Genomic DNA, 23544 nt, shown 5'->3' on the forward strand with positions numbered 1-23544 from the left:
AAAGGAAAAAGAGAATGGCGGTCAATCATCACGAATTAACGAAGCAGCAATTTGGCGATCAGGCGCAGGCTTACTTGAACAGCGCGGTGCATGCGCAGGGCGCGGATTTAGTGCGTCTGGCGCAGTGGCTTAGTGAAGATGCCGCCGCATCCGTGCTGGATTTAGGCTGCGGAGCAGGGCATGCCAGCTTTGTTGCCGCAGGCGTTGTGCGCGAAGTGACGGCGTACGATCTCTCGGAAAAAATGCTTGCGGTGGTGCGCCAGGCGGCGAGCGATCGCCAACTGAACAATATCAGCACTGTGCACGGCGCGGCGGAAAAACTGCCATTTACCGATGACACCTTCGATGTCGTCATCAGCCGCTACTCAGCCCATCACTGGCATGATGTGGCGCTGGCCCTGCGCGAGGTGAAACGTGTACTGAAACCGGGCGGTAAATTTATTTTGATGGATATCGCCTCGCCCGGTCAGCCGGTGCTCGATATCTGGCTGCAAACCATCGAAGTGCTGCGCGATCCCTCTCACGTGCGCAATTACTCCGCTGCCGAGTGGCTGCAAATGACACAGCAGAGCGGCATGCTGGTACAAAAGCTGGTGACCGATCGTCTGGCGCTGGAATACGGTTCCTGGGTTGAGCGCATGAAAACGCCGGACGTGCTGCGCGCGGCGATCCGCCATCTGCAAGGCATCACGTCCGAGGAAGTGAAGCAGCATTTTTGCCTGACAGACGATGGTTCATTTACCTCCGACACCATCATGTTCCAGACCCAGGCGTGATGAAATCTGTGCGCCGACGAACAGCGGGCGCACAGTCTTTTCAGGAAAGCGCGTTGCCAATCACATCCCGGATTCGCCCGGCGATATACGCCACATGGGTTTCCAGTGCAAAATGGCCGGTATCAAGCAACTCAACCACTGCATTCGGATTATCACGCTTATACGCTTCGGCTCCTGGTGGAATAAAGAACGGATCGTGTTTCCCCCAGATGATCAACGCCGGAGGCTGAACATCGCGGAAGAAGGCCTGAAATTCCGGATAGCGCGTCAGGTTATTGGCGTAATCCAAAAACAGATCCAACTGGATCGCTTTATTCCCCGGGCGTTCCATTAACAGCGCATCCAGCTGGTAACCCTCCGGCGCGACAGTCGTGGGATCGCTGACACCATGCAAATATTGCCACTTCGTCCCTTCTAAATTGAGAATCGCATCGTTAACCACCTGGCGATTCGCTGGCGTTGGCGCATCCCAATACGCGCGTACCGGCGCCCACGCATCGCCCAAACCTTCCAGGTAGGCATTGCCGTTTTGCGAAATAAAACCGCTCACCCGCTCCGGGTAATGCAGCGCCAGCCGCAGGCCGGTGGGCGCGCCATAATCAAAGACATACATCGTAAAGCGTTGCAGATTCAGTTCATCCACAAAGGCGATCAGCGTTTGTGCCAGCGCATCAAAGCAATAAACATAGTCCCGCTCGGCAGGCACTTCGGTGAAACCAAAGCCCGGCAAATCGGGCGCAATAATGTGGAACTTGTCCGCCAGCAGCGGGATCAACTCGCGAAACTGGTGAGAAGAACTCGGGAACCCGTGCAGCAGCAGTAAAACCGGGTTTTTCGGATCGCCCGCTTCGCGATAAAACACTCGTACGCCATCGGCGTCTGCAAACTGATAACGAACAGGGAAATGCGTGTTGCCAGCCATATCAATACCTCTTTTGAAACCGTTAAAGTGTGTTTTATAGGGTTACATCTAAATCGAGTATGGCGAAAGAATGTAACTGTGTAAAACTTATTTTATAGGTTACAATGCGCCAGCGATGCAAAGTAAGAGGGGGAAATCATGGCGACAACAGCATCAACAAACCCGGACGGCCCGTGGTTTATCGCGGAACATAGCGCGCTGGACTTTATCAATACGCTGGCCAGGGCGGAAAAAGGCCAGCATGACTTTTTGCAGTCCGACGAGGATGTTATGCAGTGGCTGCGCCATCTCGGGTTGCAGGTAAACGTGCCGGGAAAACCGGGCGAACTCCTTGCATCTGCGCGCAAACTGCGCGAAATCATCCGCGAAGTTGTGGAAGAGAAAAAGCAGGGCAAAGCGGTATCATTGGTAAAGCTCAACGCATGGCTGGTGCAGGCGCAAAGCCATCTGCAATTGACGCAAGATGATGATGGCGTGGTGAAAATCCAACGTATTTTCCAGGTGGATACACCGCAGCGGGCGCTGGCGCCGGTCGCGGAAATGGCGGCAGAACTTATCGCGCAAGGGCAGTTTGAATACATCCGCCAATGCGAACACCCGGATTGCACGCTGTGGTTTTACGATAAAACCAAAGCGCATCGCCGCCGTTGGTGCAGCATGGCGCTGTGCGGCAACCGGGCAAAAGTCGCCCGCTTCCGGGCAAAAAGCTGACATAAATGTGCCCGAAAGCAGTGCGCCTCCGGGCATTTTCTCGATTAACGCGGGATGATATTTTCCTGTTTCAACCGATCGAACAGCGCGGTAAAGGAATCCGGCGAGTAGCGATAACCGGTAAAGCCCGCTTTGCGGCTCTTGCTCATATCCGTAAAGGCTTCCATCGGGCGACCGAGATCCGCATCGGTGTGCCACCAGGAGGCCAGTTTGCTGATGTCCGCCTCGCGCAAATTGTACTTCTGCGCAATTTCCGTCCATGCGGCCTGCGCGTCCTGCATCCGGCCTTCCAACGGCATCATGCTTGCCGGGAATGCCGCCGCTTCAATGCCGAAATACGCCGCAATGCGCGGCCACAACCAGTTCCAGCGGAAAACATCGCCATTCACCGCGTTGAAGTCTTCATTGGCCGCATTGTCACTTTGCGTCGCCCAGCTCAGTTGTTCCGCCAGCAAATTTGCGTCGGTGACATCACACACGCCGTTCCACTGCTCGGGTGAGCCGGGGAAAATAAACGGCCAGCCTTTTTCACGGCACAGCGTGGCGTAGACCGCCAGCGTCTGACCCATGTTCATGGCGTTGCCGAGCGCGTAACCAATAATGGTGTGCGGGCGATGAACGCTCCAGCGGTAGCCATATTTTTTCGCCCCGGCGAACACTTCATCTTCCTGCGCGTAATAGAAGTTATCGACCGGCTGGCGACCCTGTTCTTCACGAAACGGCGTCACCGGCACCGCGCCTTTACCGTACGCTTCGAACGGGCCGAGGTAATGTTTCAAGCCGGTGACCAGCGCGACATGCGCGCCCGTCAGCCGCTCGCCCAGCGCGTCAATCACGTTTTTCACGATGGCGCCGTTAACGCGAATATTGGCTTTTTCATTTTCCTGGCGCGACCAAACGCTAAAAAACAGCGCATCGACGTTGACGTCTTTTAGCGCCTCGGTCACCGCCGCCGCGTCGGTCAGATCCGCCGTCAGACTGGTGCAACCTTCCGGGATGGCACCGCGCCCGCGCGACAGGCCGCTAACATCCCAGCCTTCACTTTTCAGTTTTTCCGCCAGCGCGCGGCCAATGACGCCGCTGATACCGACAATTAATGCGCGTTTTTGCATGAGAGAGACCTCCTGTGATCAGATGAGACACAGACTAATAGAGAATTTATTTCTTATCTCTGGTATTAATTCACATCATTCTCAACCTCAATTCATGAATGCTATGAGCGATCAACGCCTGAAAGACATCGTCCCTTTTGTTGCAAGTGTAGAAGAGGGGAGCTTTACTGCGGCGGCGGAGCGTCTGCATCTTACCGGTTCGGCGATCAGCAAAAGCATCAGCCGCCTTGAATCGCGGCTGGGATCGCGCTTGCTGGAGCGCACCACGCGCCGCCTGGAATTGACCGACGCCGGAAAGGCGTACTACCAAACCTGTATCCGTATCCTTGAAGAGTTGGCGGAAGCCGAATCGGTGCTCGCCGCGCACCGCACGATCCCTTCCGGACGCTTGCGGCTGGCGGTGCCCAACACCTATGGGCGGCTGGGCGTGATGCCGCTGCTGATCCCTTTTTGTCAGCATCATCCGGAAATCGATCTGAGCCTCACCTTTTCCGATCGGTTTGTTGACCTGTTTGAAGAGGGGATCGATGTTGCCGTGCGCATCGGGCAGCCCGCCGATCTGCCTGCTTCGCTGGGATGTCGACATATTGGCCGCGAGAAGATGGTCTTTTGCGCCTCGCCGGAATACCTGAAACGTGAAGGGACGCCGCAAGACGAAGCGCAACTGATGCAACACCAGGCCATTCTCTACGAGCGGGTCGATGGCAGCAGCAAACCCTGGCTGTTGACCACCGCTGACGGCCATCCCGACTGGCGAAACGTGCCATACCGCATGGCGCTGGGCGATGTCGATGCGCAAGTGCAGGCGATTTGCGCCGGGTTGGGCGTCGGGCAAATGCCGACCTGGCTGGTGCATGCGCAGTTGCAGCGCGGTGAACTGGCGGTCATTTTGCCGCAGCACCAGCCAGAAGGGCTGGCGTTGACGCTGGTCTGGCCGAGGCGCAAACAGTTGCTGCCCAAGGTCGATGCACTACTGAACGCGCTCAGCCAATTGACGATTTCGCCGCCGCTCGCAGCACGCGCCCTTGACCAATGACAAGGCGGGCAGGTTCGCATCCTCTTTATAATCTGCCCCGTTTCCCTTCTCACTGGTGTGGACCTATGGCTTACCAACTCAACCTCAACTGGCCGGAATTTTTTGAAAAGTACTGGCAAAAGCAACCCGTTGTTCTGAAAGGCGCATTTCCAAATTTTGTTGACCCGATAACTCCCGACGAACTGGCTGGCCTGGCGATGGAGCCGGAAGTCGACAGCCGTATTGTCAGCCATGTGAATGGCCAATGGCAGGCGTGGAATGGTCCGTTTGAAGCGTTTGATCACTTAGGCGAAAGCAACTGGTCGCTGCTGGCACAGGCGGTTAACCACTGGCATGCGCCGTCCGCCGAACTGGTGAAGCCGTTTCGCGTGCTGCCAGAGTGGCGTTTTGACGACCTGATGATCTCTTACTCGGTACCGGGCGGCGGCGTTGGTCCGCATATCGATCAATACGATGTGTTTATTATTCAGGGCATGGGCAGCCGCCGCTGGCGCGTGGGCGATAAGCTGCCGATGCGTCAGTTCTGCCCGCATCCGGCGTTGCTGCATGTCGATCCATTCCCGCCGATCATTGATGAAGATCTGGAACCGGGCGACATTCTCTATATTCCGCCAGGATTTCCGCACGACGGTTTTACCCATAAAGAAGCGTTCAACTACTCGATCGGTTTCCGTGGGCCAAACGGCCGCGATTTGATCAGCAGCTTTGCCGATTACGCGCTGGAAAACGATCTGGGCGGCGAGCATTACAGCGATCCGGATTTGACCTGCCGCGAGCATCCGGGCCGGGTGGAAGAGTATGAGCTGGAGCGCGTACGCAACATGATGATCGAGATGATAAGCAAGCCAGAGCATTTCACGCAGTGGTTTGGCAGCTTTATCACCACGCCGCGCCACGAGTTGGACATTGCACCGGAGCCGGATGATTACCAGGTCGAAGACATTGTGGATGCGCTAAAAGAGGGGCAAGTGTTGACCCGCCTTAGCGGGCTGCGCGTGCTGCATATTGGCGACAGCTTCTTTATTAACAGCGAATGTCTGGAAACCGCCGATCCGCAAGCCGCCGACGCGCTGTGTCGCTACACCATTATTGGTCATAAAGAACTGGGCAACGCGCTGGATAACCCGGCCTTTGCGCAGGAGCTGACCGACCTGGTTAACCAGGGTTATTGGTATTTTAACGAGTAAAAATTGTTGGCCGGGTGGTGATCGCCGGATGGCGCTGACGCTTATCCGGCCTACGTTCTGATCGGGCCTACGTTCGAATTACCTGGCGACAATAAACCGCTTATCGTCGTCAATGAACGTCTTCTCATCGGCGGCGGCGATGAGATTGCCGAAATTCATCTCCGCGCGCAGCTTCCAGCTTTCCGGGATATTCCACGTCGCGCGTACATCCAGATCAATCAACGGATTGTAATGTTGCAGGTTCGCGCCAATGTGCTTCTCCGCCAGCGCCAGCCACACGGCGTACTGGGCGATGCCGCTACTTTGTTCTGACCAAATCGGGAAATTATCGGCATAAGCGATGTACTGGCGTTGTAAGTGCGTGACCACTTCCTGATCTTCAAAAAACAACACCGATCCGGCCGCGGCGGCAAAGCCATCCAGCTTATCGGCGGTGGCATGAAAATTCTCCGCCGGGATCACTTTACGCAGTTGCTCGCGCACCAGTTCCCAAAAACGATCGTGCTCTTTACCGAGCAGGATCAGCGCGCGCGAGCTTTGCGAATTAAACGCCGACGGTGCCTGGCGGATCGCTTCTTTGATGGTCGCAATCACCTCCTCTTCGCCAACCGGCAGATCTTTACCGAGCGTATAAATGGTGCGCCGCGCTTTAGCGAGGGAAAGAAAATCGTCTGCGACAACGGTGGGTAGCTGCGGCTGTAACGCGGTTTCCAGCAACGTCTGCGGTACGGCGGCTTGCGGCGCGGCATCCGTGCGGGCGAGGGTGGACTTCAATATTTGCTGAAAAGGATCCATGAATACTGTTCCTGTCGTGTGCGACAACGTTGTGGGTACAGGCGTTATCAGAACACAGCCAGCGCAAACGCGATCCCTCAAATAGATGAAATAAAACACGGTATTTGCTCGCAAAAAAACGCCCTCTCGGGGGAGGGCGTTGCTTATCTTGGGGAGAAAAATCAGGCGGGCGGCTGGCCGTGCAGAATGCGCCCGGCGTCGTTGCGATTCAGCGGGTAATCGAAAAAGCGGCGGTAAAAATCGCGCGTCAGCGTCACCATATCCGTGTCGCCAAACAGTTCCGGGTGCAGCATGTGCGCCGCCCACTGGATCTGCAACGCGCTTTCAGTACCGTAACGATCCCACGGGAACACACCCGCCGGGTTTTGCCACACGTTGCCCGCTTTAACCGCTTTCAGCCCGCTAAAGAGCTGCCCATAGCGCGACTGCGCGAGATCGCCGCAGCCCTGGCCGAGAATAATCACATCCGGCTGCCACGCCAGTACCCTCTCCGGCGATACCTCTTTCATATTGCCTTTGATACTGCCAGCGGCGTTTTTACCGCCCGCCAGCCGAATCCATGTATCGATAAGCGTGTTACTGCCATCGACTTTCAACGGGTTAAGCGACTGGATATGCAGCACTGACGGGCGTTGCTGCTCGCTGAGCGATGCCGTTTTACTCTGCACCGCCGCCACGTTCTCTTCCAGGTAACGGATATACTCCGCCGCCCGTTTTTGCGCCTGCGCTGTGCCCAGCACATCGGCGGTGGCCTTGACCGAATGTTCCAGCGACGGATAGTCGGTAAACGCCATCTCCAGCACCGGAATATTTGCCTGGCGATAGGCCGCCACATCCGGGTTGCCTTTCGAAACGAAAATCACATCGGTCTGGCGCACCAGCAACGCTTCGCTATTAAACGAGATGCCCTTGATTTGCAGCGCCTTGTTGAGCGCCGGGTTTATCTTGAACATCCACGGGCGATCGGCCGGATGATTAACGGTGGCGATAATATTGCTTCCCGCGCCGAGCGTCATCAGCACCGAATGGTGCGCAAACCAGGCATCGGCGATGCGTGTCACCTGATCGGGCACCGCGACCGGGTTTCCGGCATCGTCCACCACCTGGCGTGCCGCCAGCGCCGGAAAGGCCAGCCAGGCACAGAGCAACAGAACACGGGCTTTCATGCGGGCTCCTTAAAAGTCAATTTGCATAGTGAGTTGCGCTTCACGCGGCGCGCCGAGCTGTGCGCTGGCGTAACCCGCGCCGGTGTAACCGTTCAGGCCGCCGGGCACAATGTTGGTCCAGTAATGGCGATCGGTCAGGTTGGTGACCGCCAGGCGGAAGGTGGTGCCGGTTCCGAACATCCGCGTGTGATAGCTGCTGCCAACATCGACAGTGGTATAGCCGCTAACCCAACCCTCGTTGGTGTTATCGGTGGCGCGACGTCCGGCGTAGTGCACACCTGCGTCAACATCCAAACCCGGCAACTGGCGAATGCTGTAAATCGCCAGCATGTTGGCGGTAAAGCGCGACAAACCGACAATCTGCTTGCTGTCGGTGGTCGAGCTTGCCGTGTCATGCAGACGCGGATCCAACCAGACTGCGCCGCCGAGCAGGCGCAAATCGTCCGTCACGTGTCCGTCGGCCATCAGTTCGATACCGCGGTTTTTCTGCGTGCCATCCTGCGCGTAAACCCCATCGTCATTGGTGTAAGCGAACGGACGTTTGGCCTCGAACAGCGCTGCCGTTAACAGCAGATCGCGGGTCGGGGCGTATTTCGCGCCCACTTCAATCTGCTTGCTGCGATACGGCGACAGGATCGCGCCCGCATTACTGGCGCCGCTCGGCGCGGTGTCACCCTGTTGCAGGCTGTTGGCCCAGGTGGTGTAAAGCGTGACGTTCTCCAGCGGCTTGTACATCAGGCTGGCAGAACCGCTGGCGCCGCTATCCTCGCTGCTGCTGGTCTGCGCGCCCGCTTTGCTGTAGTTATCGACCGTCAGCAGGTTTTCACTGCCGGAAAGCAACATGCTCCATTGCGGCGTGAAGGTCAGCGTATCGCTCAGCAGAAACGCGTGCTGAGTGGCACTGGCGGAGTGGTAACGGTGGATGTAATCCGGGTAATCCGGTTTGGCGAAAGTTTGCGGGTTATCCAGCGACGCGGAGCCCAGCGTCTGCGTGCCGCCGTTTACCGGGTTGTAGTTCTTCCACACAAACCCGCGCACACCCGCCGTGAGATCGTGACCCAGCCAGCCGGTATCAACATGGCCGGTCAGGTTCGCCAGATAGCTGGTGATGGTAAAACGGCTGGCGGTGGAGTTCGAGGTGGTGGTGGTGTAATGACCTTGATTGTCGGTCAGCGTATTGGTCACCGCTGTCGATTCGCGATCGGCAATCTGGCGCAACACGCCAAGATCCAACAGCCAGTTGCCGTCGAAATCATGCTTCAGATGCAGGCTGGCGGTGGTGGTGTGATCATCATTGCCCGCATAGCTTTGGCCGTATTTGCTGTTGGTCGGATCGACTGCGGCGGGGAAAGATGTGCCTTTCGCCAGCGCAAACGTGCCCGGCAAGCCTTTGGCGTAGTAATGGTAGTAACTGATATTGCTTTCCAGCACCGTGCGATCGGTCAACTGAAAATCCATCCCCAGCCCGGCGTACTGGCGGCGGTTGCGGCTGCCGTGGGTGTAGTTGTGCCCCTCTTCATTGAGCAGGTTGAGGCGGTATTTTACCCGGTCGCCGCTATCCAGCGGGCCGCTGAAATCCATCGACGTCAACGCGCCGCTGCCGGTGCCAGCGCCCACGGTTACGCGGTGTAACGGCACATCGGTCGGGCGTTTCGACACAAGGTTAAACATGCCTGCCGGGTTAGCGGGGCCGTACAGTGAACCCGCCAGTCCATCAAGCACTTCGACACGTTCGACCTGCTCTGCCGGATACTCGGTGGTTGACACCGCGTTCAGGCCGTCGAGCAGATGGTTTTGTACCACGCTGCCTTGCATCCCGCGCGTTTGCGGGCGCGCGCCATCGCCCTGAACGGCAGGCAAATAGCGGTAAACATCTTTGATGCTGCTTAATTGCTGGTGGTTAATCACGCTGCTGGAAACGGTCTGCATGGAAACCGGCGTATCCAAAACGGCGCGTTTGCCGAGGTTGCCAACCGTCGCCTGCTGCTGCCCGGCGGGCGGGTTTTGATCCAGCGTCTGTTTTTGCGGCGCGGCGGTGACCACCACGGTATCTTCAGCGTGCGCCAGCGGCGCGGTCAGTAAAGACGAAAAGGTGAGCATCCCCATGGTCAGGGGCAGAACTTTTTTATCGGTGAACATGATTATGATTTGAATCGTAGCCAGTGAAAAAGAGACGGGCTGTTATGGGCCGCCATCGAGGCAGGGGACAGTTATCTTTTTAATTTGTATGACAATAAAACATACATTCGTTGTATAAATCAATATACATCGACTTGGCTATTTGTGCGCTTTAGCGCACGGTGTGATTCCATGCTGGGCGAATTTCCCCCATAAGGCGTCGTTTTCGCGAGAGTGGTTAATTTACGGGAAAATATATTTAACAATATTCTTCTGAAGGTTAGTTTAATTTATAAAATAAATGAAAAACGCTAATTTAGATCGATATCATCAATAATTGAACATGAAATAACCTTTTGCTTTATAAGAAAAATTTGAACATTTCAGACATTCTTTATGGATCGTTTTCAGTTTATTCTCTATTTTAAATAATATTGCTAAAGGATTTTTCAGACCAGTCGATAAATATAACTCAGCACCCCGGACCTCAGTCATTAAGGAACAAAATGAAAGCAGATGCGTACAATAACGGTCTTCCTGTGCACCCGGACCCGTTGTTGGAACAACCCGCCGCGATCCCGCCGTTTGTGAAAACCATGGCCGTCCGTTTATCCTGGGCATCTGCGGTTGGCGAACCATACGCGTATCACCTGCTTTCTGCGCCGTATCACCACGGTGTTGTCACGTCTGAAGATAAGCAGCAACTGCTGGCGCACTTCCCCTTTATGGCCGAGTTACCTGAAGAGATTGCCGATTACACCATTATGCTGGTGACGCTCTGGCTGAATATTGAAGAGTTGTACCATCGCGGCACGGTTTTGCCGGAGGGGATTATGCAGGCGCTGATGAAAAAAACGGCAACCATGCCGCTGCATGATTGCCGTGAAAAGGGAAAGACTTCCGCGACCTGTCTTTGTGCACCGCGCGGGGAAATTACGCCATCGCGTTATAGTCGATAAGATAACGCTCCATATAACGGGAGATGGTGTTACGCAGAATTTCATATTTCTTACGCATCGGATCGCTGCGATGAAATATCAACACCACTTTGCGCTTCGGCTCCGGGCTTACGCAGCGAATATAACGAATATTGTCATTACCGCCTTGCTGTGTTGAAAGCAACGGGAAGAATGAAACACCGCGATTAAACGCCACACCACGGCGCAACGTTTCAAGGTGCATCGCCACAAAACGCGAGTCTGGTTCCAGTTCAAACTGGTAGCAATAACGCAGCACCTGGCTGTGCAGACAGTTACCGTCATCCAACATCAATATTTTGTTGTTCTTCAGATGCCCCATATCGATTTCGTTCATGCGCGAATAGGGGTGCTGGTGGCTGACGCCCAGTACCAGCGGCTCATCGAACAGCGGCAGTTCAACATATTTACTGGTGTCTTTATTGGAGGTGACAATCGCGCATTTAATCGCGTCGGACTCCAGCATATTCAGTAACTGATTCGTTTGCGCTTCGTGAATTTCCAGTTCGATTTCCGGGAAGTTCTCGCGGCATACCGTGTTGAGATGGGAAAAAATATAGGGTGCCAGCGTCGGAATAATACCGATATCCAGCGTTTGCATCAGGCTCTGATAATGGCTGCTGCTGGCCATATTTTTCAGCGCTTCAATTTCCCGCAGCACCACCTGAGTTTGCTCTACCAGCCGAAGCCCGGTTTGCGTAAAGCGGATCTTGCGCGTGGTTCGCTCCAGCAACTGTAAACCAAGCTCGTTTTCCAGCTTGCGTAATTGGGCGCTGAGCGTTGGCTGGCTGACATTACAGGCTTCGGCTGCACGCTGAAAATGCCGGTGCTTTGCCAGGGCGACAAGATACTCAAGATTACGGATGTTCATTGTGTTCCCCCTCATGCCTGCACATGAGATTTGATGGTTTTTATTATTTATTACCCTATCAGGGCTTCCTGCCAGACACCTGCGCCATCCCGCGCCGGTCACTACTGTGTAGAACCCCTAATGCGTTTTTAACGACACCGCAAATAACGACAACATGTGCAACGCGGACAAATAATAACCTTCGCCCGGTCGCAACGCGGTCTCCATTTGCTGATAATCACCCATCGTTAAATCACGCACCGCCAGGATGCCGTCGGACATGGCGTAACTCGCTTGTCCATCATTTAAAACATCCACCCACGCGGGCGTATTGCTGCGGGCGTAATTCGCCCAAAAGTGACGGAAATTATCCATCGAATGTGGCTGCGCATCGCTAAGGCTTAAATAAAGCGGAATACGAATTGCGTCATAACTAAATCGCGCCGGCCAATTTTCGGCAGGCATGACTTCACCATTATTCTTAACAAAAATCCAGTCACTGGGCAGCTGGCGGCGACCGAAACGCGCTTTATTGAGCAATTCGAGGCTCGATTTCTTAAGTTTCAACCAAATAGCGTTATGTCGCTGCTGCCAGAAACTGTCCCAGGCCGGGAAAACAAAATAAGAGGGGTTGATAATATAACCGTCATCTTTGGTAAAACCGCGCAAGCCTGGTAACAGTAACGTGGTGGAATCTTGTTCAATAATCAGGCAATTAATTAACGCGTCCTGAATATTGCCCGACGCGGTGAGATAACTCTGATCGTGCCATTTATTTCCGGCCAGTAATAAAGCCCACGCAATAAGCGTATCGCCATCGCTGGCATTATTATCGTCGGTCACTTTGTGTTCCTTCGGATCATAACGCCAGGCAAATAGCCAGAGTGACGGGCGTAATAAGGTATTACGCGTCCAGCGCCACATTTTCTCAAATGTGGCGGGATCGTCATTCATCACCGCCAGTAACATGCCATATCCCTGACCTTCCGAATGGCTGATATCGCCATTTTCATGGTCAACAATGCGGCCATCCTGGCTCAGGTAATTCTGTTTAAACAGCACCCAGTTAGGGTCCTGACTGCGGGCTGAAAACGTACTCATTGCCAGCGACAGCAGCAGGCATGGCATGAGCCAGGTGGTTCTTAACATGAGTTTTCCTGTTGTAAAGATAAGGCAGTGGCGCTGTCAGGTGTTAAACGGTTTCAGCAATACGCAAAGCGGCTTGCTGCGCAGGCGATTTCACCAATTCGTATTGCAGCCATTGGCGGAACGCTTCGCCGGTCGCGGCATGGCGCAGGCCATATTCGACAAACGCTTTCATATAGCCAATCTTGTCGCCGCAGTCGTGAGACTTGCCGGTCAGGGCATAGGCTTCAACCGGCGAACGCGCCAGCAGCATGGCGATGGCGTCGGTCAGTTGGATTTCCCCCCCGGCACCGATCGGCGTTTTACGCAGCAAAGGCCAAATCTCTTTCGACAGCACATACCGCCCAACCACCGCCATGTCTGACGGCGCGTCATCAACGGCCGGTTTTTCCACCATGCCCAGCACGTTGCCAAAACCACCGGCAGGCAGGTTGTCGCCGCCGCAATCGACCACGCCATAACGGGAAACGTCTTCGTGGTTAACGCGCTCAATCATCAACTGGCTGGCGCCGGTGGTGGTGAAGCGGTTGATCATCGCCGCCAGGTTATCCTGCGCCAGGTCGCACTGGCTGTCGTCGATCAGCACGTCCGGCAGCAGCACCACAAAATCGTTGTCGCCGATCAGCGGCTCTGCGCACAGCACCGCGTGACCGAGGCCTTTGGAGTGGCCCTGGCGCACGTGCATAATTTTCATGCCCGCCGGGCAGATGGTGCGCACTTCTTCCAGCAACTGGTTTTTCACGCGGGACTCCAGCAGTGACTCCAGTTCGAAAGAGGTATCGAAGTGGTTTTCGATCGCGTTTTTAGACGAGTGCGTTACCAGCACGATTTCACGGATCCCGCAGGCGTAACACTCCTGCACGATATATTGAATCAGCGGCTTATCGACAATTGGTAACATCTCTTTGGGGATCGCTTTCGTTGCCGGGAGCATACGCGTACCGAGACCCGCTACGGGAATTACAGCCTTTAACATACCTATATTCCTGTTATTGATTTATTGCTGTTTAAATATCAACAAACAACGCTGTTGATGACGCTACCCGATTCATTAAGGCCAGGAACCTGGTAGTTAATATAATTATCACCGCCGCGCGCCTTCACTTTATAAAGGGCGGTATCGGCCGCTTTCAAAATGGATGAAAAATTCGTTCCGTGTTCGGGATAACTGGCCACGCCAATACTGACCGATAACGCCACGGTTTGTTGTAAATAGTGCAAATACATCGGCTGGCGGGTGGCTTCAACAATCAATTGCAATACGCCCCGGCCCGCCGTTTCGTCGACGCCGTCTATATAGGTGAGGGCGAACTCATCGCCGCCGAGTCGTCCCAGTAAGGTCGTGCGGGAAATACACTGCTTAACCCGGCTGATAAAACACCGCAACACCTCATCGCCTGCGGCATGCCCCAGATCGTCATTAATATTTTTGAAGTTATCGAGATCGAGAATCGCCACCACAATCTGTGCGTCGCGCGCGTTGGCGGCACGGATTTTTTTTCGGCTGCGAATGTAGTAACCCTGGCGGTTAAGGGTTTTGGTTAATGCATCATTGTGGGCGCGAAAATGTAATTTCTCGCGGATCGCCATATGCCGGGTAATATCAAAGCCCAACAAAATAAAGGCAAAAATTTCCCCATTGTCATCCCGCTTCGGCATTAAGCGGGTGTCGAGCCAGATAACATCACCATTTTTTTTGCGTTGCGATATTTCTCCTTGCCAATTATCGCCGGAACTTTTCGCGCTATTTATCGCCATCAATAACGAAATAGAAACGCTTTCATCGGGCGACTGAAATAAGACCTGGCCTGCTACCTCATCCGGCGTGAAGCCGGTGAGTTGGTAGAAAAACGGGCTGGCGTGAATAAGCCGCCCGGACGTGTCGAGAACCAGGGAAACAAAGGCATTATCCTCCATATAATTAACGGCTTCGATTTCAAGTTTCCTTCCTGAAACCATGATTTCATTAAGCATTATGGTCACCTGATCGTAGATATAGAGAAGTCATGCCTTTGCGAATTACTCGCCGATGGCGTAACGGAAAATCAATACATCTTCTGTCGCGTTATCTTTCCAGCGGACCGGCACCTGGTTGCCTGCGCCCTGTGAAACCAGCCACTGGGAATACGCGCCTTCCAGCACATAAGCACTGGCGCGACGCCAACCCGCTTCATCGCGGTACTCCGGCGCGTGCGGCCAGGCGCAGTGCAGCAAAATCAGCTCGCGCTGGGCGGGCGCCATTTTCACAAAGCCCCAGTTGAACAACTCCAGCACCCGGTTGATGCTCGCTTCCAGTTCGCTGACGGTGGCAGCGCTATCAATGGGATACCACTGGGCCATCATCTGGCCGATACGTCTTAAGGCATCGGGATCTTTATCGCCCCGGCCTTCGGTGTATTCGTTAAAAAACAGATACACCAGGTCATGCCAGCCAGCCTGATAATTGCGTTGTAAGTAAGTGTCCTGATTGCTAAACATCTTGTATCCCACGGGTTATTTGTCTTGATCGACGTAATATTTGAAATAAAACAACGCTTTGCCTTCGTTATAACTGCCGAAGGTGTCATAGCCCAGGTTTGCGCCCAGAGCCAGGTTGTCGCTGAGGTGGTAACGCGCATCCACGCCCAGCGTGTAGCCAATGCCGTTTTTCGAGGTGGCTTTGTAGACCGCGTCCACATCGTCATCGTCGCTGGCGTAACTGTCTAACTGCGATTGCAGGCTGGCGTGGCCAGGGAAGTAATCGCTCTTATCTTGTTTATAAGACTGGTAACCCACCGCGCCATTCAGCGTCAGATCCCAGTCGTTAAGATGGCGCGTCAACGTCACCGGCAGCGACACCGCCATAAAATCCTGCGGGCTGAAATAGCCACCCTGGCCGACGGTGTAGTAGCTCAGGTTGCGGTCGAAGTTCATGTAGTTGACGTTGACGCCCACTTTCAATTCGCTGTCGGCGGTTTTCCACGGACGCAGATAACTGCCCGCCTGCGCCGAAACCGAATGGTTGGTCGGCACATTCGTTCCGATAAAGGTGTCAAAACCGAGGCGGGTGTACAGACCGACCAACTCGTTATCCCACGCTAACTGCGCCGACACGCCGTTGCGCGTCACGCCACCCCAGCTTTCGCCGGTGCTTTTATCTTTTACGCCGACGTATGAGAGCAGGCTGTCGGTGACCGCGCGGCGCTCCGCTTTCAGGTTCAACGAGCTGTTCTGTGTCAGTTGCGGGCTCCATTCAACACCGCCGACCAGGCGGGTGAACTCGCCGCCGGTCGGCGTACTGCCAACATCCAGCTTGTAGTGATCACCGCTCAGGCTGAGGCTTGCCGCCACGCCGTTCGCCTGCTGGCCGCCCTGCGAATCCGCATTGGTCGAGGTGGTTGTCGTGCTGGTGCTGGCGGCGGCTTCAGCCAGTTTCGCCGCATGATCCAGCGCCCCGGAACCAAAGCGATTCGCTGCTTCGCCGGACATTTCACCCGCATTCAGCGACACCGGCGTCACGTTCAGGCTCAAACGCGCGCTGTCGCCAATCGCGCCGGAGAGGATCAGCGGCGCCTGCACTTCATCCAACGCGCCGAGGCCAGACTCGCCATTGCGGCTGCGCAGCGACACCCCCGCGCGGGTCCAGGTGGCGCTCTTTTCCTGCAAGTCGCGCATCAGGGTGTTGATACCGCTCATCGCCGTCAGTTGCGCCTGGCGCGTCGGCGACGGCAGCGATATGACGGAACTCAGCTCGTCGTTGTCGCTGTCATCCCCCTGTTGCACGCGCCACTGCGCGGTGCGCAGCAGCGACATTGCGCGCTGGTTTTCACCATTGGCGGCGGCAACGCGAGCTGCCAGCAGCATGTAATCCGCGTCCTGGCTGGTTTCCAGCGAGGAGAACGCCCGGCGCGCGGCGTCATTATCACCGCGTGCCAGCGCAAGGTTGACGATGCCGGTCAGCGCTTGTTTATCGCGCGGGGATTTGCGCAGCACGTACTGGTAGATTTCGGTGGCTTTCTCATCCATATGATCGGCCTGGTAAACGCGACCCACCGCCAGCAGCAGATCGGTATTGGTCGGGTTGCTCTGCAACTCCGGCATCAGCAGGCTCCACGCTCTGCCGATTTGCCCCTTCTCGCGCAGGCGATCGGCGCGGGCAATCAGGTTGCCGGTACGAATGGCGTTGACCTCTTGCTGGCTGGTGCCGTTTTGCAGCGTCGGCGCATTCAGCAGGCTTTCCGCTTCGGCAAACTGCCCGGCCTGGTTGAACACGCGGATCTGCCCGGCGTAATCCACCAGGGAACCGTGCAGTCCCTGCGCCTGGTTTTCACGCACCAGTTGCAATGCGCCCATGCTGTCGCCGCTTTGCATTAACAGTTCGGCGAGGCGGCCGACATCCACCGGCGTTTGCGGCGGGGTGCGTTGCAGCGCCAGCAGCGAGTTACGCGCGGCGGGAATATTACCGAGGCGCAAATAGTTGCGGGCGATATCCATTTGCTGGTTATTCTGCACGCGGGTGTTTAACGCGGTCATATCGGCGCTGTGCTGGCTGCGCGGCGCGCGGGCTAACAGGCTTTGCGCGCGCGACCAGTCGTTGTCTTCTGCGGCGAACACCGCGGCGGCGTACAGCGCTTCTTTGTTGTTTTCGCCACGCTGCGCCACGTTCGACATGACGGTAACGGCCTGCTGTTTCTGCCCGGCTTTACGCAGTGCGCGGGCATAGTCGAGTTGTAGCCAGACGTTCTGCGGATATTTTCCCGACGCCGCCTGCAAAATCTGCATCGCACGTGAGTTGTTACCCGCCTGCATCGCGGCCTGCGCGTTTTTGCGTTCGTTATCGCCGTTATCGCCGACGGAGGCATAACGGGTACGCAGGCTGGCGGGCAGGGTACGCAGCATGGCGTCCGCTTCCGCCTGTTTATTCTGCTGTTTGAGCACCCACCACAGCGCGGTGCGGATATCGGTGTTCTGCGGGCGCTGCGCCAGTAGTTGACGATAAACCTCTTCCGATTGCGGCAGTTTTCCCTGGCGGCGCAAAATATCGGCGCGCAGCATATCCGCCGCTTGCTGTTGGCTGTCATCGTTGCCGGTGCTGCCTTCAAGGCTCGCCAGCGCCTGATCGTAACTGCCTTTTTGGCTCAGGCTACGGGCTTGGTTCAGCGTGCCGTAGAAGTGGGCGTTATCGGCATCTTTTGCCCACTGCACGCTATTCGGGTTGTTGGTGTCTTCCTGCGACGCGCGGCGCAGAAACTTTTCCGCGTCGCTGAAGTTGTTCTGACGCAGTGCGACATACCCCATTCCGGCAAGCGCATTGCCGTTGTTGGCGCGGGTTTGTAGCGCTTCGGAAAACTTATCTTTCGCGCCGCCCAAATCCCCGCCGTTTAAGGCATCAAACCCGGCTTTGGTCGCATCGCCTTCAACACTTTTGCGGTAATGATCCATCGGCGCACTATCTTCCGGGTGGCGCTGAGCGTAGGCGCTATACGCCGGAAGATCGGAGGCTTTTGCATCCAGCCACAGCAGCGCTTGTTGCAGCGCTTTGTCGGCGCTTTTATCGTCCGGCGCGAGTTCGCTCAGTGCGGCGATCCCTTCCCGGCGCGTCGGCTCCTGGTAAGTCAGCGCCATGGCCAGCGCCTGTTTGGTCGGCACATCATCCGGCATCACGCTGGCCCGCTGGCGCATGGCCGCCACCGCTTCCGACCAGCTTGCGCTGTCGCCGGCCATCGTCTGGTAATACTCCAGCGCGACGTCGTCCGGCGGCGGATTGCCGTTAAACAGCGCACGCCAGGCGGCGATCGCCGCTTTAATCTGCCCACGGCTCGCCAACTGACGCGCGGTGTTGAGCTTGTCCTGCGGAATATTGCGCAGCGTATTGGCACTGTTTAACGCGCTAAGGCGCGGGTCTTGCGGCGAGATGTCCGCAATCTTTTTCCGCCAGATTTCTGATTGCGGAATATTGCCCTGCTGAAGCTGGTAGAGCGCCATCAGATACAGGGCGTCGATGTTTTTATCATCCGCCGCCAGCACTTTTTGCAGCGCTTCCATTGCCATCTCGTCGTGGGCTTTGCTGTGCCAATAGCTGGCCTGCGCCAGCAGCTTTTTCACGGCGGCATCGTTGCCGTTGGCATCCACGCTGTCGGCCGCCGCCGCCGGGTGGCAAACACCCGCCAGACAGAGCAAAAAGGCCTGCGTCAGTTGTTTACGCGTCGTCATTTCTTGGTTTTATCCTGCAAGCGTTGATGGGCATGGCGCTGTAGCACGTTAAACAACATCGGGCCGGAGACCGCGGCAATCAGGCAGGCGAGGACAACCAGCCATAAAATGTGCTCGCTGGCGAACCACAACACTTTCATATAACCGGGCAGGTTGCCGCTGGTGAACTGCTCACCCACGCGCCAACTGCGCACATCGCCCGCGTTGCTAACGGCGGTGAAATCGCCGCTGGCGGTCGATAAAAATGCCGGTTTCGTCATATCCGCAGGCAGTAATGCCAGCTGGTGGCTGTCGGTGGCGGTCGCCACAACCACCACACGCTGCGCGTTCCACGGCGAGCGCATGCTCAGCAGACCGCGCCACTGATTGTTGTCGCTGAGGTATTCCGCCGCGTCCATATCCGTGCGCGCCTGGTCGCCGCTGAGCAGCGACAACATGCGGCTCACGACGCTGGCGGTGGTCACTTCTAGCGTGTTTTCGTTAAGTGAAAAGGCGCTGTTTTGCATGAGTGGGTTGAGTAACTCGCCGTTGCCCAGGCTGCCAATTGCCAGCACATCGTTATCCGCCAATTGGCTTTCATCCGGCATGCCGGTGAAAAGATGCAGATAATTGGCGGCGACGCCGGTATCGTGCCCGGCTTGCGCCATCAGGTTCAGCAGCACCGAAATATCGTCTGATGTTGGGTGTGCTGGCATCAGCACCGCGGTGTGGGCGAGGTCGGCATGGCGAGTGAACGGGAACATCGCGCCGCTAAACCAGGCCAGATTCGGCAGCTTGCCAAAGTGCCACGCGCGGCTGAAATCGAGGGTCGAATCACCGTCGATGCGGCTTTGAATGTTTTCATCCGCCATGGCGTTACACGGGGCGTTTTTCTGCGCTTTCAGGCCAAACCAGAAACCCAGCTGATTACTGCCGAGAATGGCGCGCGGGTCGATATTCACCACCGCGCTCTGCTGGCGATGAGATAACCCCAGCGTCGCCAGCAGCGGGGCAATCAAACCTTCTTTGCTCACCGGCAAACGTTTGAGGAACTCGCTGTTTAAGCTGACGTTGAGGAACGACTCTTGATCGTCAATCCAGTTTTTCTGCGCGAAGCTGTAGTTGAGGTGCAGCGGAACAGACGAACCGTCCCACAAAAACAGATCCGGCGCGGTACGAAACGGCAAGCGGTTTTCGCCATGCCAGACGCCGTGCGCCACCAGCGCGCCGTCATCGGCCAGCAGCGAACGCACCGTGACTGGGCGCTCGGTGTTGATCCAGCGCGGCGCATCGTACGCGTTGCGTTGGGCCACTTTCAGCGCGGGAACATCCAGGGTGTCGCTGTCCGGCAGCGCCGGTAATGTCAGACGCCACGCCGCCTGGCGCAATTGCGCGTCGTTATGCCCGCTGATAATCAGCAGCTTGTAGGCCGGGTTTTGCGGGTTGTCGATAACCTGCAATGCCGCACCGTTGCCTGGCGGAATGGTCACACCGCCCACGCTCTGGCCGGGCTTGCCAATCACAATGCCGTTACCCACGGGCAGGGTGTTGTACTGCACATCAAAACGGCTCGGATTACCGCTACTCAGCGTGCCGAATTGCGACGCGACAATCGCGGACGCGGTCAGCACATCGGCATCCGGGTTTTCCGGGTAGGCGATGCTCAACGCCTGATCTTTGGTCTGGCGCGTGTCGAAGAACGGGCGCGGGAAAGTCCCCAGCGTTTTACGCACGTTCAGCCATAACCCTTCGTAATTGAGCGACGATTCCGGCTGCAAAGTCACCTTGTAATCGGCGGGCAGCGCGCGCTGGCAACTCCAGGCGTTATTGATGATGTCGTCGCCGGTTTTCAACTGGAAGCTGAGGTTATTGCTGGAGGCGACCATTGAGGCGGGCACATCCAGGTTCCAGGCGCCTTTATCCTGCTGGAGTTGATCGAGCGGCACCGCACCCAGTGGCTGACCGTTAAGCATCAGTTGCAGATTTTCTCCGCTAACATCGCCGCGGTTGACCTGCACGTTCAGGCTGATATGCGCGTTCGTTATCACCAGATCGCCTGGCAAATTAAACGACACGCCGTTTTGCAACTGCTGGCCGGAGAGCGTTAACCCACCGGCGGCACCCATATCGGCAAAACTCAGCGTGTTGGCAATATTTTGATTGCTGGCGTTGACCGTTGCAGGCTGCGGCTGCGCGGGTGTTGTCCCTTGCAGCGTCACCGGCAGCGGGAGTTCCGGCAGCGCGTCGTTATCTGCCGATGCGGCAAACGAACAGGCCAGCAGCGTGGCCAGCGCGAGGGGGTTAAAGCGCATTGTTAACCTCTTGCGTTTTTTTCGCGACCACGGCCATTTTGCTGTTGAAACCATTGGCGGGTTTTTTGCGGCCAAAGAACAGCTCGTACACGCATTGCAAAATACCCATAAACGACGCCAGCGGGCGATCCGGCGCATGCGGCGGGCGATACCAGGCATCCGCGCGAGAGAGCACCACGCGCACCAGTTTGCGGCGCTCGCCGAGCGGCAAGGTGTCGAACTCAAGGCGGAGATCGCCAACGCCCGTTCCCGCCGCGCGAATCGGCACATGGGCAATTTCACCGCCCAGCCCCAGATCTATCTGCACCGGGGTTTTGTGGCTGAGATCTTCGCCTTTCACCAGCGCTACGCGCGCGCCGCCCATGGAAATATCAAAAGTACGGGTCTGCATGGTCGAACCATCCGAGAACAGCACAGTGACCGGTAAGCGGGCATAAATACGGATGGTTTTGCGGATCTGTTTGGTCTCTTTCGCCACGGCAATCGAGGCCAGCAGAATAATGGTACTGAACGTCCCCCAGGCGATATTGAACAGGATGACGCGCGGGTCGATACCGGCGTAATCCTGCATAAAGTAGCGCACGCCCACCCAAATCATGCTGCCAACCATCAATACGGTGGTGATGATCAACGGGCGCACGGTGTGGGAATCAAAATAGTCCCGGTCGGTCAGATCGCCTTTATCGGTGACGTTGAATTTGCCAAGGCGCGGTGAAATCAGGCTCAGCAGCGTTGGCAAAATCAGGTGGAAAGCCATCACCGTTTCGTAAATTTCGCCCCAGAACGCATAACGGTAACGCCCGGTGATGCGCGAGTTGACCATGGTGGAGAGCACCAGGTGCGGCAGGACATAGGCGAAAATCAGCGTTGCGGAAGAGGAAATAATGTTGAGATTGAACAACATAAACACCAGCGGCGAGGTAAGAAACACCACGCGCGGCAAACCGTACTGGAAGTGCAGCATCGCATTGAGGTAGCAAATGCGCTGCGTGAACTTGAGGCCGCGTCCGAGCAGCGGATTATCAATACGGAAAATCTGCGTCATGCCGCGCGCCCAGCGAATACGCTGGTTAACGTGCAGCGCCAGGCGTTCGGTCGCCAGGCCCGCCGCCAGCGGGATATCCAGAAACGCCGTGTTCCAGCCGCGACGTTGCAATTTCAGCGCGGTATGGGCATCTTCGGTGACGGTTTCCACCGCAAAGCCGCCGACTTCATTCAATGCGCTGCGACGGATCACCGCGCAGGAGCCACAGAAGAACGTCGCGTTCCAGTTATCGTTGCCTTGTTGCACCGGGCCATAGAACAGCGCGCCTTCGTGCGGCACGCGTTTCGCCGCCGTCAGGTTGCGCTCAAACGGATCTAAAGAATAGAAGTGGTGCGGCGTCTGGATCAGCGCCAGTTTGTCATCACGGAAAAACTCGCCGATGGTCGCCTGCAAAAAGACGCGGGTCGCCACGTGATCGCAATCAAACACGCAGATCAGTTCACCCTGGGTGACGGTCATTGCGTGGTTGAGATTACCGGCTTTGGCGTGGTTGTTGTCCGGGCGCGTGATATAGCCGACGCCCGCTTCGGCGGCAAAATCGCGGAATTCATCGCGTTTGCCATCGTCGAGAATATAGACTTTGACTTTATCCTGCGGATATTCAATGCACTGCGCCGCCAGTACCGTATCACGCACGACGTCGAGGCTTTCATTATAAGAAGGGACATAAATATCCACCGTCGGCCAGGTGGATTGATCCGTGGGTAAGGGTGCAATTGGGCGCTCTAGTGGCCACGCCATTTGAATATAACCAAGTAGCAAAATGGTCCATGAATAAATTTCTGCCGCAAACAGTAAACTGCCGAGCAGCATTTCCACCGTCGAATCAAAATGCAGCGTCGTTGTCGCGCGCCACCAGATATAACGCGTGGACATCAACACGGAAAGCGACAGCATCGCCAGCACGGCTTTTTTATTTTTTAACCGACCAAGAATAAATACCGCTGCCATCACGCTAAGGCCAAAGAGGTATTGTTTATCGCTACTCATCGGGGTAATAACCACCAACAACGATAATAAAAGCAGCATCAACGTGAATAAAATTCCGATGACTTTTTTCATGTTTATATCATCTTGCACAGAAAAGAATAACGGCATACCGGCATGACAGAATCTGTCCCGGTTACCAATTAAAATTCATGACGCGAAAAACATACCCATGGGCAGGTCATGAGAAGTCGTGCTTATTAATGACCCGGTGAGCGTCTCACATGGCGCAA

Annotated in this window: 18 protein-coding genes; 5 read left to right on the forward strand and 13 right to left on the reverse strand. The window is 56.0% G+C overall.

Annotated features, from left to right (window positions below):
• Window positions 1-14 precede the first annotated feature (14 nt).
• Window positions 15-776 (forward strand): class I SAM-dependent methyltransferase, encoded by a 762-nt coding sequence (locus AAEY27_RS04380; RefSeq protein WP_342323694.1) that lies wholly within the window; start codon window positions 15-17, stop codon window positions 774-776.
• Between the two features lie 40 nt (window positions 777-816).
• Here AAEY27_RS04380 and AAEY27_RS04385 read toward each other — a convergent pair whose 3' ends face one another.
• A complete protein-coding gene (locus AAEY27_RS04385) occupies window positions 817-1698 on the reverse strand; it encodes an alpha/beta fold hydrolase (protein ID WP_342323695.1) in 882 nt (293 codons plus the stop codon).
• Window positions 1699-1836: 138 nt separating this feature from the next.
• Between AAEY27_RS04385 and AAEY27_RS04390 the strand changes: the two genes are divergently transcribed.
• The gene (locus AAEY27_RS04390; RefSeq protein WP_342323696.1) at window positions 1837-2409 is read left to right on the forward strand and encodes a CGNR zinc finger domain-containing protein; all 573 of its coding nucleotides are present in this window, start codon (window positions 1837-1839) and stop codon (window positions 2407-2409) included.
• A gap of 44 nt (window positions 2410-2453) precedes the next feature.
• On the opposite strand, the gene AAEY27_RS04395 is transcribed toward AAEY27_RS04390, so the two are convergent.
• The gene (locus tag AAEY27_RS04395) at window positions 2454-3521 is read right to left on the reverse strand and encodes an SDR family oxidoreductase (protein ID WP_342323697.1); all 1068 of its coding nucleotides are present in this window, start codon (window positions 3519-3521) and stop codon (window positions 2454-2456) included.
• A gap of 103 nt (window positions 3522-3624) precedes the next feature.
• Between AAEY27_RS04395 and AAEY27_RS04400 the strand changes: the two genes are divergently transcribed.
• Together AAEY27_RS04400 and AAEY27_RS04405 are read left to right on the forward strand one after the other, a co-directional pair.
• Window positions 3625-4557 carry a LysR family transcriptional regulator gene (locus AAEY27_RS04400; RefSeq protein WP_342323698.1) on the forward strand — a complete coding sequence of 311 codons (933 nt, stop codon included), beginning with the start codon at window positions 3625-3627 and terminating at the stop codon, window positions 4555-4557.
• Window positions 4558-4622: 65 nt separating this feature from the next.
• On the forward strand, window positions 4623-5744 hold the full coding sequence (locus AAEY27_RS04405; protein ID WP_342323699.1) for a cupin domain-containing protein: 1122 nt from the start codon (window positions 4623-4625) through the stop codon (window positions 5742-5744).
• A 78-nt stretch (window positions 5745-5822) separates the two neighbouring features.
• On the opposite strand, the gene AAEY27_RS04410 is transcribed toward AAEY27_RS04405, so the two are convergent.
• From AAEY27_RS04410 to AAEY27_RS04420, 3 genes are all read right to left on the reverse strand, one after another.
• Window positions 5823-6539 carry a nitroreductase family protein gene (locus AAEY27_RS04410; protein WP_342323700.1) on the reverse strand — a complete coding sequence of 239 codons (717 nt, stop codon included), beginning with the start codon at window positions 6537-6539 and terminating at the stop codon, window positions 5823-5825.
• Window positions 6540-6700: 161 nt separating this feature from the next.
• Window positions 6701-7705 carry an ABC transporter substrate-binding protein gene (locus AAEY27_RS04415; RefSeq protein ID WP_342323701.1) on the reverse strand — a complete coding sequence of 335 codons (1005 nt, stop codon included), beginning with the start codon at window positions 7703-7705 and terminating at the stop codon, window positions 6701-6703.
• Between the two features lie 9 nt (window positions 7706-7714).
• The gene (locus tag AAEY27_RS04420) at window positions 7715-9844 is read right to left on the reverse strand and encodes a TonB-dependent receptor (RefSeq protein WP_342323702.1); all 2130 of its coding nucleotides are present in this window, start codon (window positions 9842-9844) and stop codon (window positions 7715-7717) included.
• Between the two features lie 485 nt (window positions 9845-10329).
• Between AAEY27_RS04420 and AAEY27_RS04425 the strand changes: the two genes are divergently transcribed.
• Window positions 10330-10782: a hypothetical protein gene (locus AAEY27_RS04425; RefSeq protein WP_342323703.1), complete on the forward strand. Its 453-nt coding sequence runs from the start codon at window positions 10330-10332 to the stop codon at window positions 10780-10782.
• Here AAEY27_RS04425 and oxyR read toward each other — a convergent pair.
• The 8 genes from oxyR to bcsA all read right to left on the reverse strand — a co-directional run bounded on the left by oxyR (window position 10757) and on the right by bcsA (window position 23386).
• The gene (oxyR, locus tag AAEY27_RS04430) at window positions 10757-11671 is read right to left on the reverse strand and encodes a DNA-binding transcriptional regulator OxyR (protein ID WP_342323704.1); all 915 of its coding nucleotides are present in this window, start codon (window positions 11669-11671) and stop codon (window positions 10757-10759) included. The two genes, AAEY27_RS04425 and oxyR, sit on opposite strands and share 26 nt — an antisense overlap.
• Window positions 11672-11788: 117 nt before the next feature.
• Window positions 11789-12799 carry a glycosyl hydrolase family 8 gene (locus tag AAEY27_RS04435; RefSeq protein ID WP_342323705.1) on the reverse strand — a complete coding sequence of 337 codons (1011 nt, stop codon included), beginning with the start codon at window positions 12797-12799 and terminating at the stop codon, window positions 11789-11791.
• 43 nt (window positions 12800-12842) lie between these two features.
• Entirely contained in the window at window positions 12843-13772 is a 930-nt protein-coding gene (galU, locus tag AAEY27_RS04440; protein WP_342323706.1) for a UTP--glucose-1-phosphate uridylyltransferase GalU, read from the reverse strand.
• Window positions 13773-13810: 38 nt separating this feature from the next.
• Window positions 13811-14770: a sensor domain-containing diguanylate cyclase gene (locus AAEY27_RS04445; protein WP_342323707.1), complete on the reverse strand. Its 960-nt coding sequence runs from the start codon at window positions 14768-14770 to the stop codon at window positions 13811-13813.
• A 45-nt stretch (window positions 14771-14815) separates the two neighbouring features.
• Entirely contained in the window at window positions 14816-15274 is a 459-nt protein-coding gene (bcsD, locus tag AAEY27_RS04450) for a cellulose biosynthesis protein BcsD (RefSeq protein WP_200552588.1), read from the reverse strand.
• Window positions 15275-15289: 15 nt separating this feature from the next.
• Complete coding sequence (locus AAEY27_RS04455; RefSeq protein WP_342323708.1) at window positions 15290-18988, reverse strand: cellulose synthase subunit BcsC-related outer membrane protein; 3699 nt, start codon at window positions 18986-18988, stop codon at window positions 15290-15292.
• Complete coding sequence (gene bcsB, locus AAEY27_RS04460) at window positions 18985-21279, reverse strand: cellulose biosynthesis cyclic di-GMP-binding regulatory protein BcsB (protein ID WP_342323709.1); 2295 nt, start codon at window positions 21277-21279, stop codon at window positions 18985-18987. Before bcsB ends, AAEY27_RS04455 begins: the two co-directional genes overlap by 4 nt.
• Window positions 21269-23386, reverse strand: a complete 2118-nt coding sequence (bcsA, locus tag AAEY27_RS04465; protein ID WP_342323710.1) for a UDP-forming cellulose synthase catalytic subunit — start codon at window positions 23384-23386, stop codon at window positions 21269-21271. Before bcsA ends, bcsB begins: the two co-directional genes overlap by 11 nt.
• Between the last annotated feature and the right edge of the window lie 158 nt (window positions 23387-23544).

The sequence above is a fragment of the Kosakonia sp. BYX6 genome, assembly GCF_038449125.1.
Classification (GTDB): Bacteria; Pseudomonadota; Gammaproteobacteria; order Enterobacterales; family Enterobacteriaceae; genus Kosakonia; species Kosakonia calanthes.

What these genes read in the sequence shown, in the direction of transcription:
- bcsD (WP_200552588.1), bottom strand. Translation starts at nt 15,274, where the DNA reads ATGTTTAGCAATCAGGACACTTACTTACAACGCAATTATCAGGCTGGC.
- AAEY27_RS04420 (WP_342323702.1), bottom strand. Translation starts at nt 9,844, where the DNA reads ATGTTCACCGATAAAAAAGTTCTGCCCCTGACCATGGGGATGCTCACC.
- AAEY27_RS04425 (WP_342323703.1), top strand. Translation starts at nt 10,330, where the DNA reads ATGAAAGCAGATGCGTACAATAACGGTCTTCCTGTGCACCCGGACCCG.
- oxyR (WP_342323704.1), bottom strand. Translation starts at nt 11,671, where the DNA reads ATGAACATCCGTAATCTTGAGTATCTTGTCGCCCTGGCAAAGCACCGG.
- AAEY27_RS04435 (WP_342323705.1), bottom strand. Translation starts at nt 12,799, where the DNA reads ATGTTAAGAACCACCTGGCTCATGCCATGCCTGCTGCTGTCGCTGGCA.
- AAEY27_RS04390 (WP_342323696.1), top strand. Translation starts at nt 1,837, where the DNA reads ATGGCGACAACAGCATCAACAAACCCGGACGGCCCGTGGTTTATCGCG.
- bcsA (WP_342323710.1), bottom strand. Translation starts at nt 23,386, where the DNA reads ATGAAAAAAGTCATCGGAATTTTATTCACGTTGATGCTGCTTTTATTA.
- bcsB (WP_342323709.1), bottom strand. Translation starts at nt 21,279, where the DNA reads ATGCGCTTTAACCCCCTCGCGCTGGCCACGCTGCTGGCCTGTTCGTTT.
- AAEY27_RS04400 (WP_342323698.1), top strand. Translation starts at nt 3,625, where the DNA reads ATGAGCGATCAACGCCTGAAAGACATCGTCCCTTTTGTTGCAAGTGTA.
- AAEY27_RS04415 (WP_342323701.1), bottom strand. Translation starts at nt 7,705, where the DNA reads ATGAAAGCCCGTGTTCTGTTGCTCTGTGCCTGGCTGGCCTTTCCGGCG.
- AAEY27_RS04455 (WP_342323708.1), bottom strand. Translation starts at nt 18,988, where the DNA reads ATGACGACGCGTAAACAACTGACGCAGGCCTTTTTGCTCTGTCTGGCG.
- AAEY27_RS04445 (WP_342323707.1), bottom strand. Translation starts at nt 14,770, where the DNA reads ATGCTTAATGAAATCATGGTTTCAGGAAGGAAACTTGAAATCGAAGCC.
- AAEY27_RS04380 (WP_342323694.1), top strand. Translation starts at nt 15, where the DNA reads ATGGCGGTCAATCATCACGAATTAACGAAGCAGCAATTTGGCGATCAG.
- AAEY27_RS04410 (WP_342323700.1), bottom strand. Translation starts at nt 6,539, where the DNA reads ATGGATCCTTTTCAGCAAATATTGAAGTCCACCCTCGCCCGCACGGAT.
- AAEY27_RS04385 (WP_342323695.1), bottom strand. Translation starts at nt 1,698, where the DNA reads ATGGCTGGCAACACGCATTTCCCTGTTCGTTATCAGTTTGCAGACGCC.
- AAEY27_RS04405 (WP_342323699.1), top strand. Translation starts at nt 4,623, where the DNA reads ATGGCTTACCAACTCAACCTCAACTGGCCGGAATTTTTTGAAAAGTAC.
- galU (WP_342323706.1), bottom strand. Translation starts at nt 13,772, where the DNA reads ATGTTAAAGGCTGTAATTCCCGTAGCGGGTCTCGGTACGCGTATGCTC.
- AAEY27_RS04395 (WP_342323697.1), bottom strand. Translation starts at nt 3,521, where the DNA reads ATGCAAAAACGCGCATTAATTGTCGGTATCAGCGGCGTCATTGGCCGC.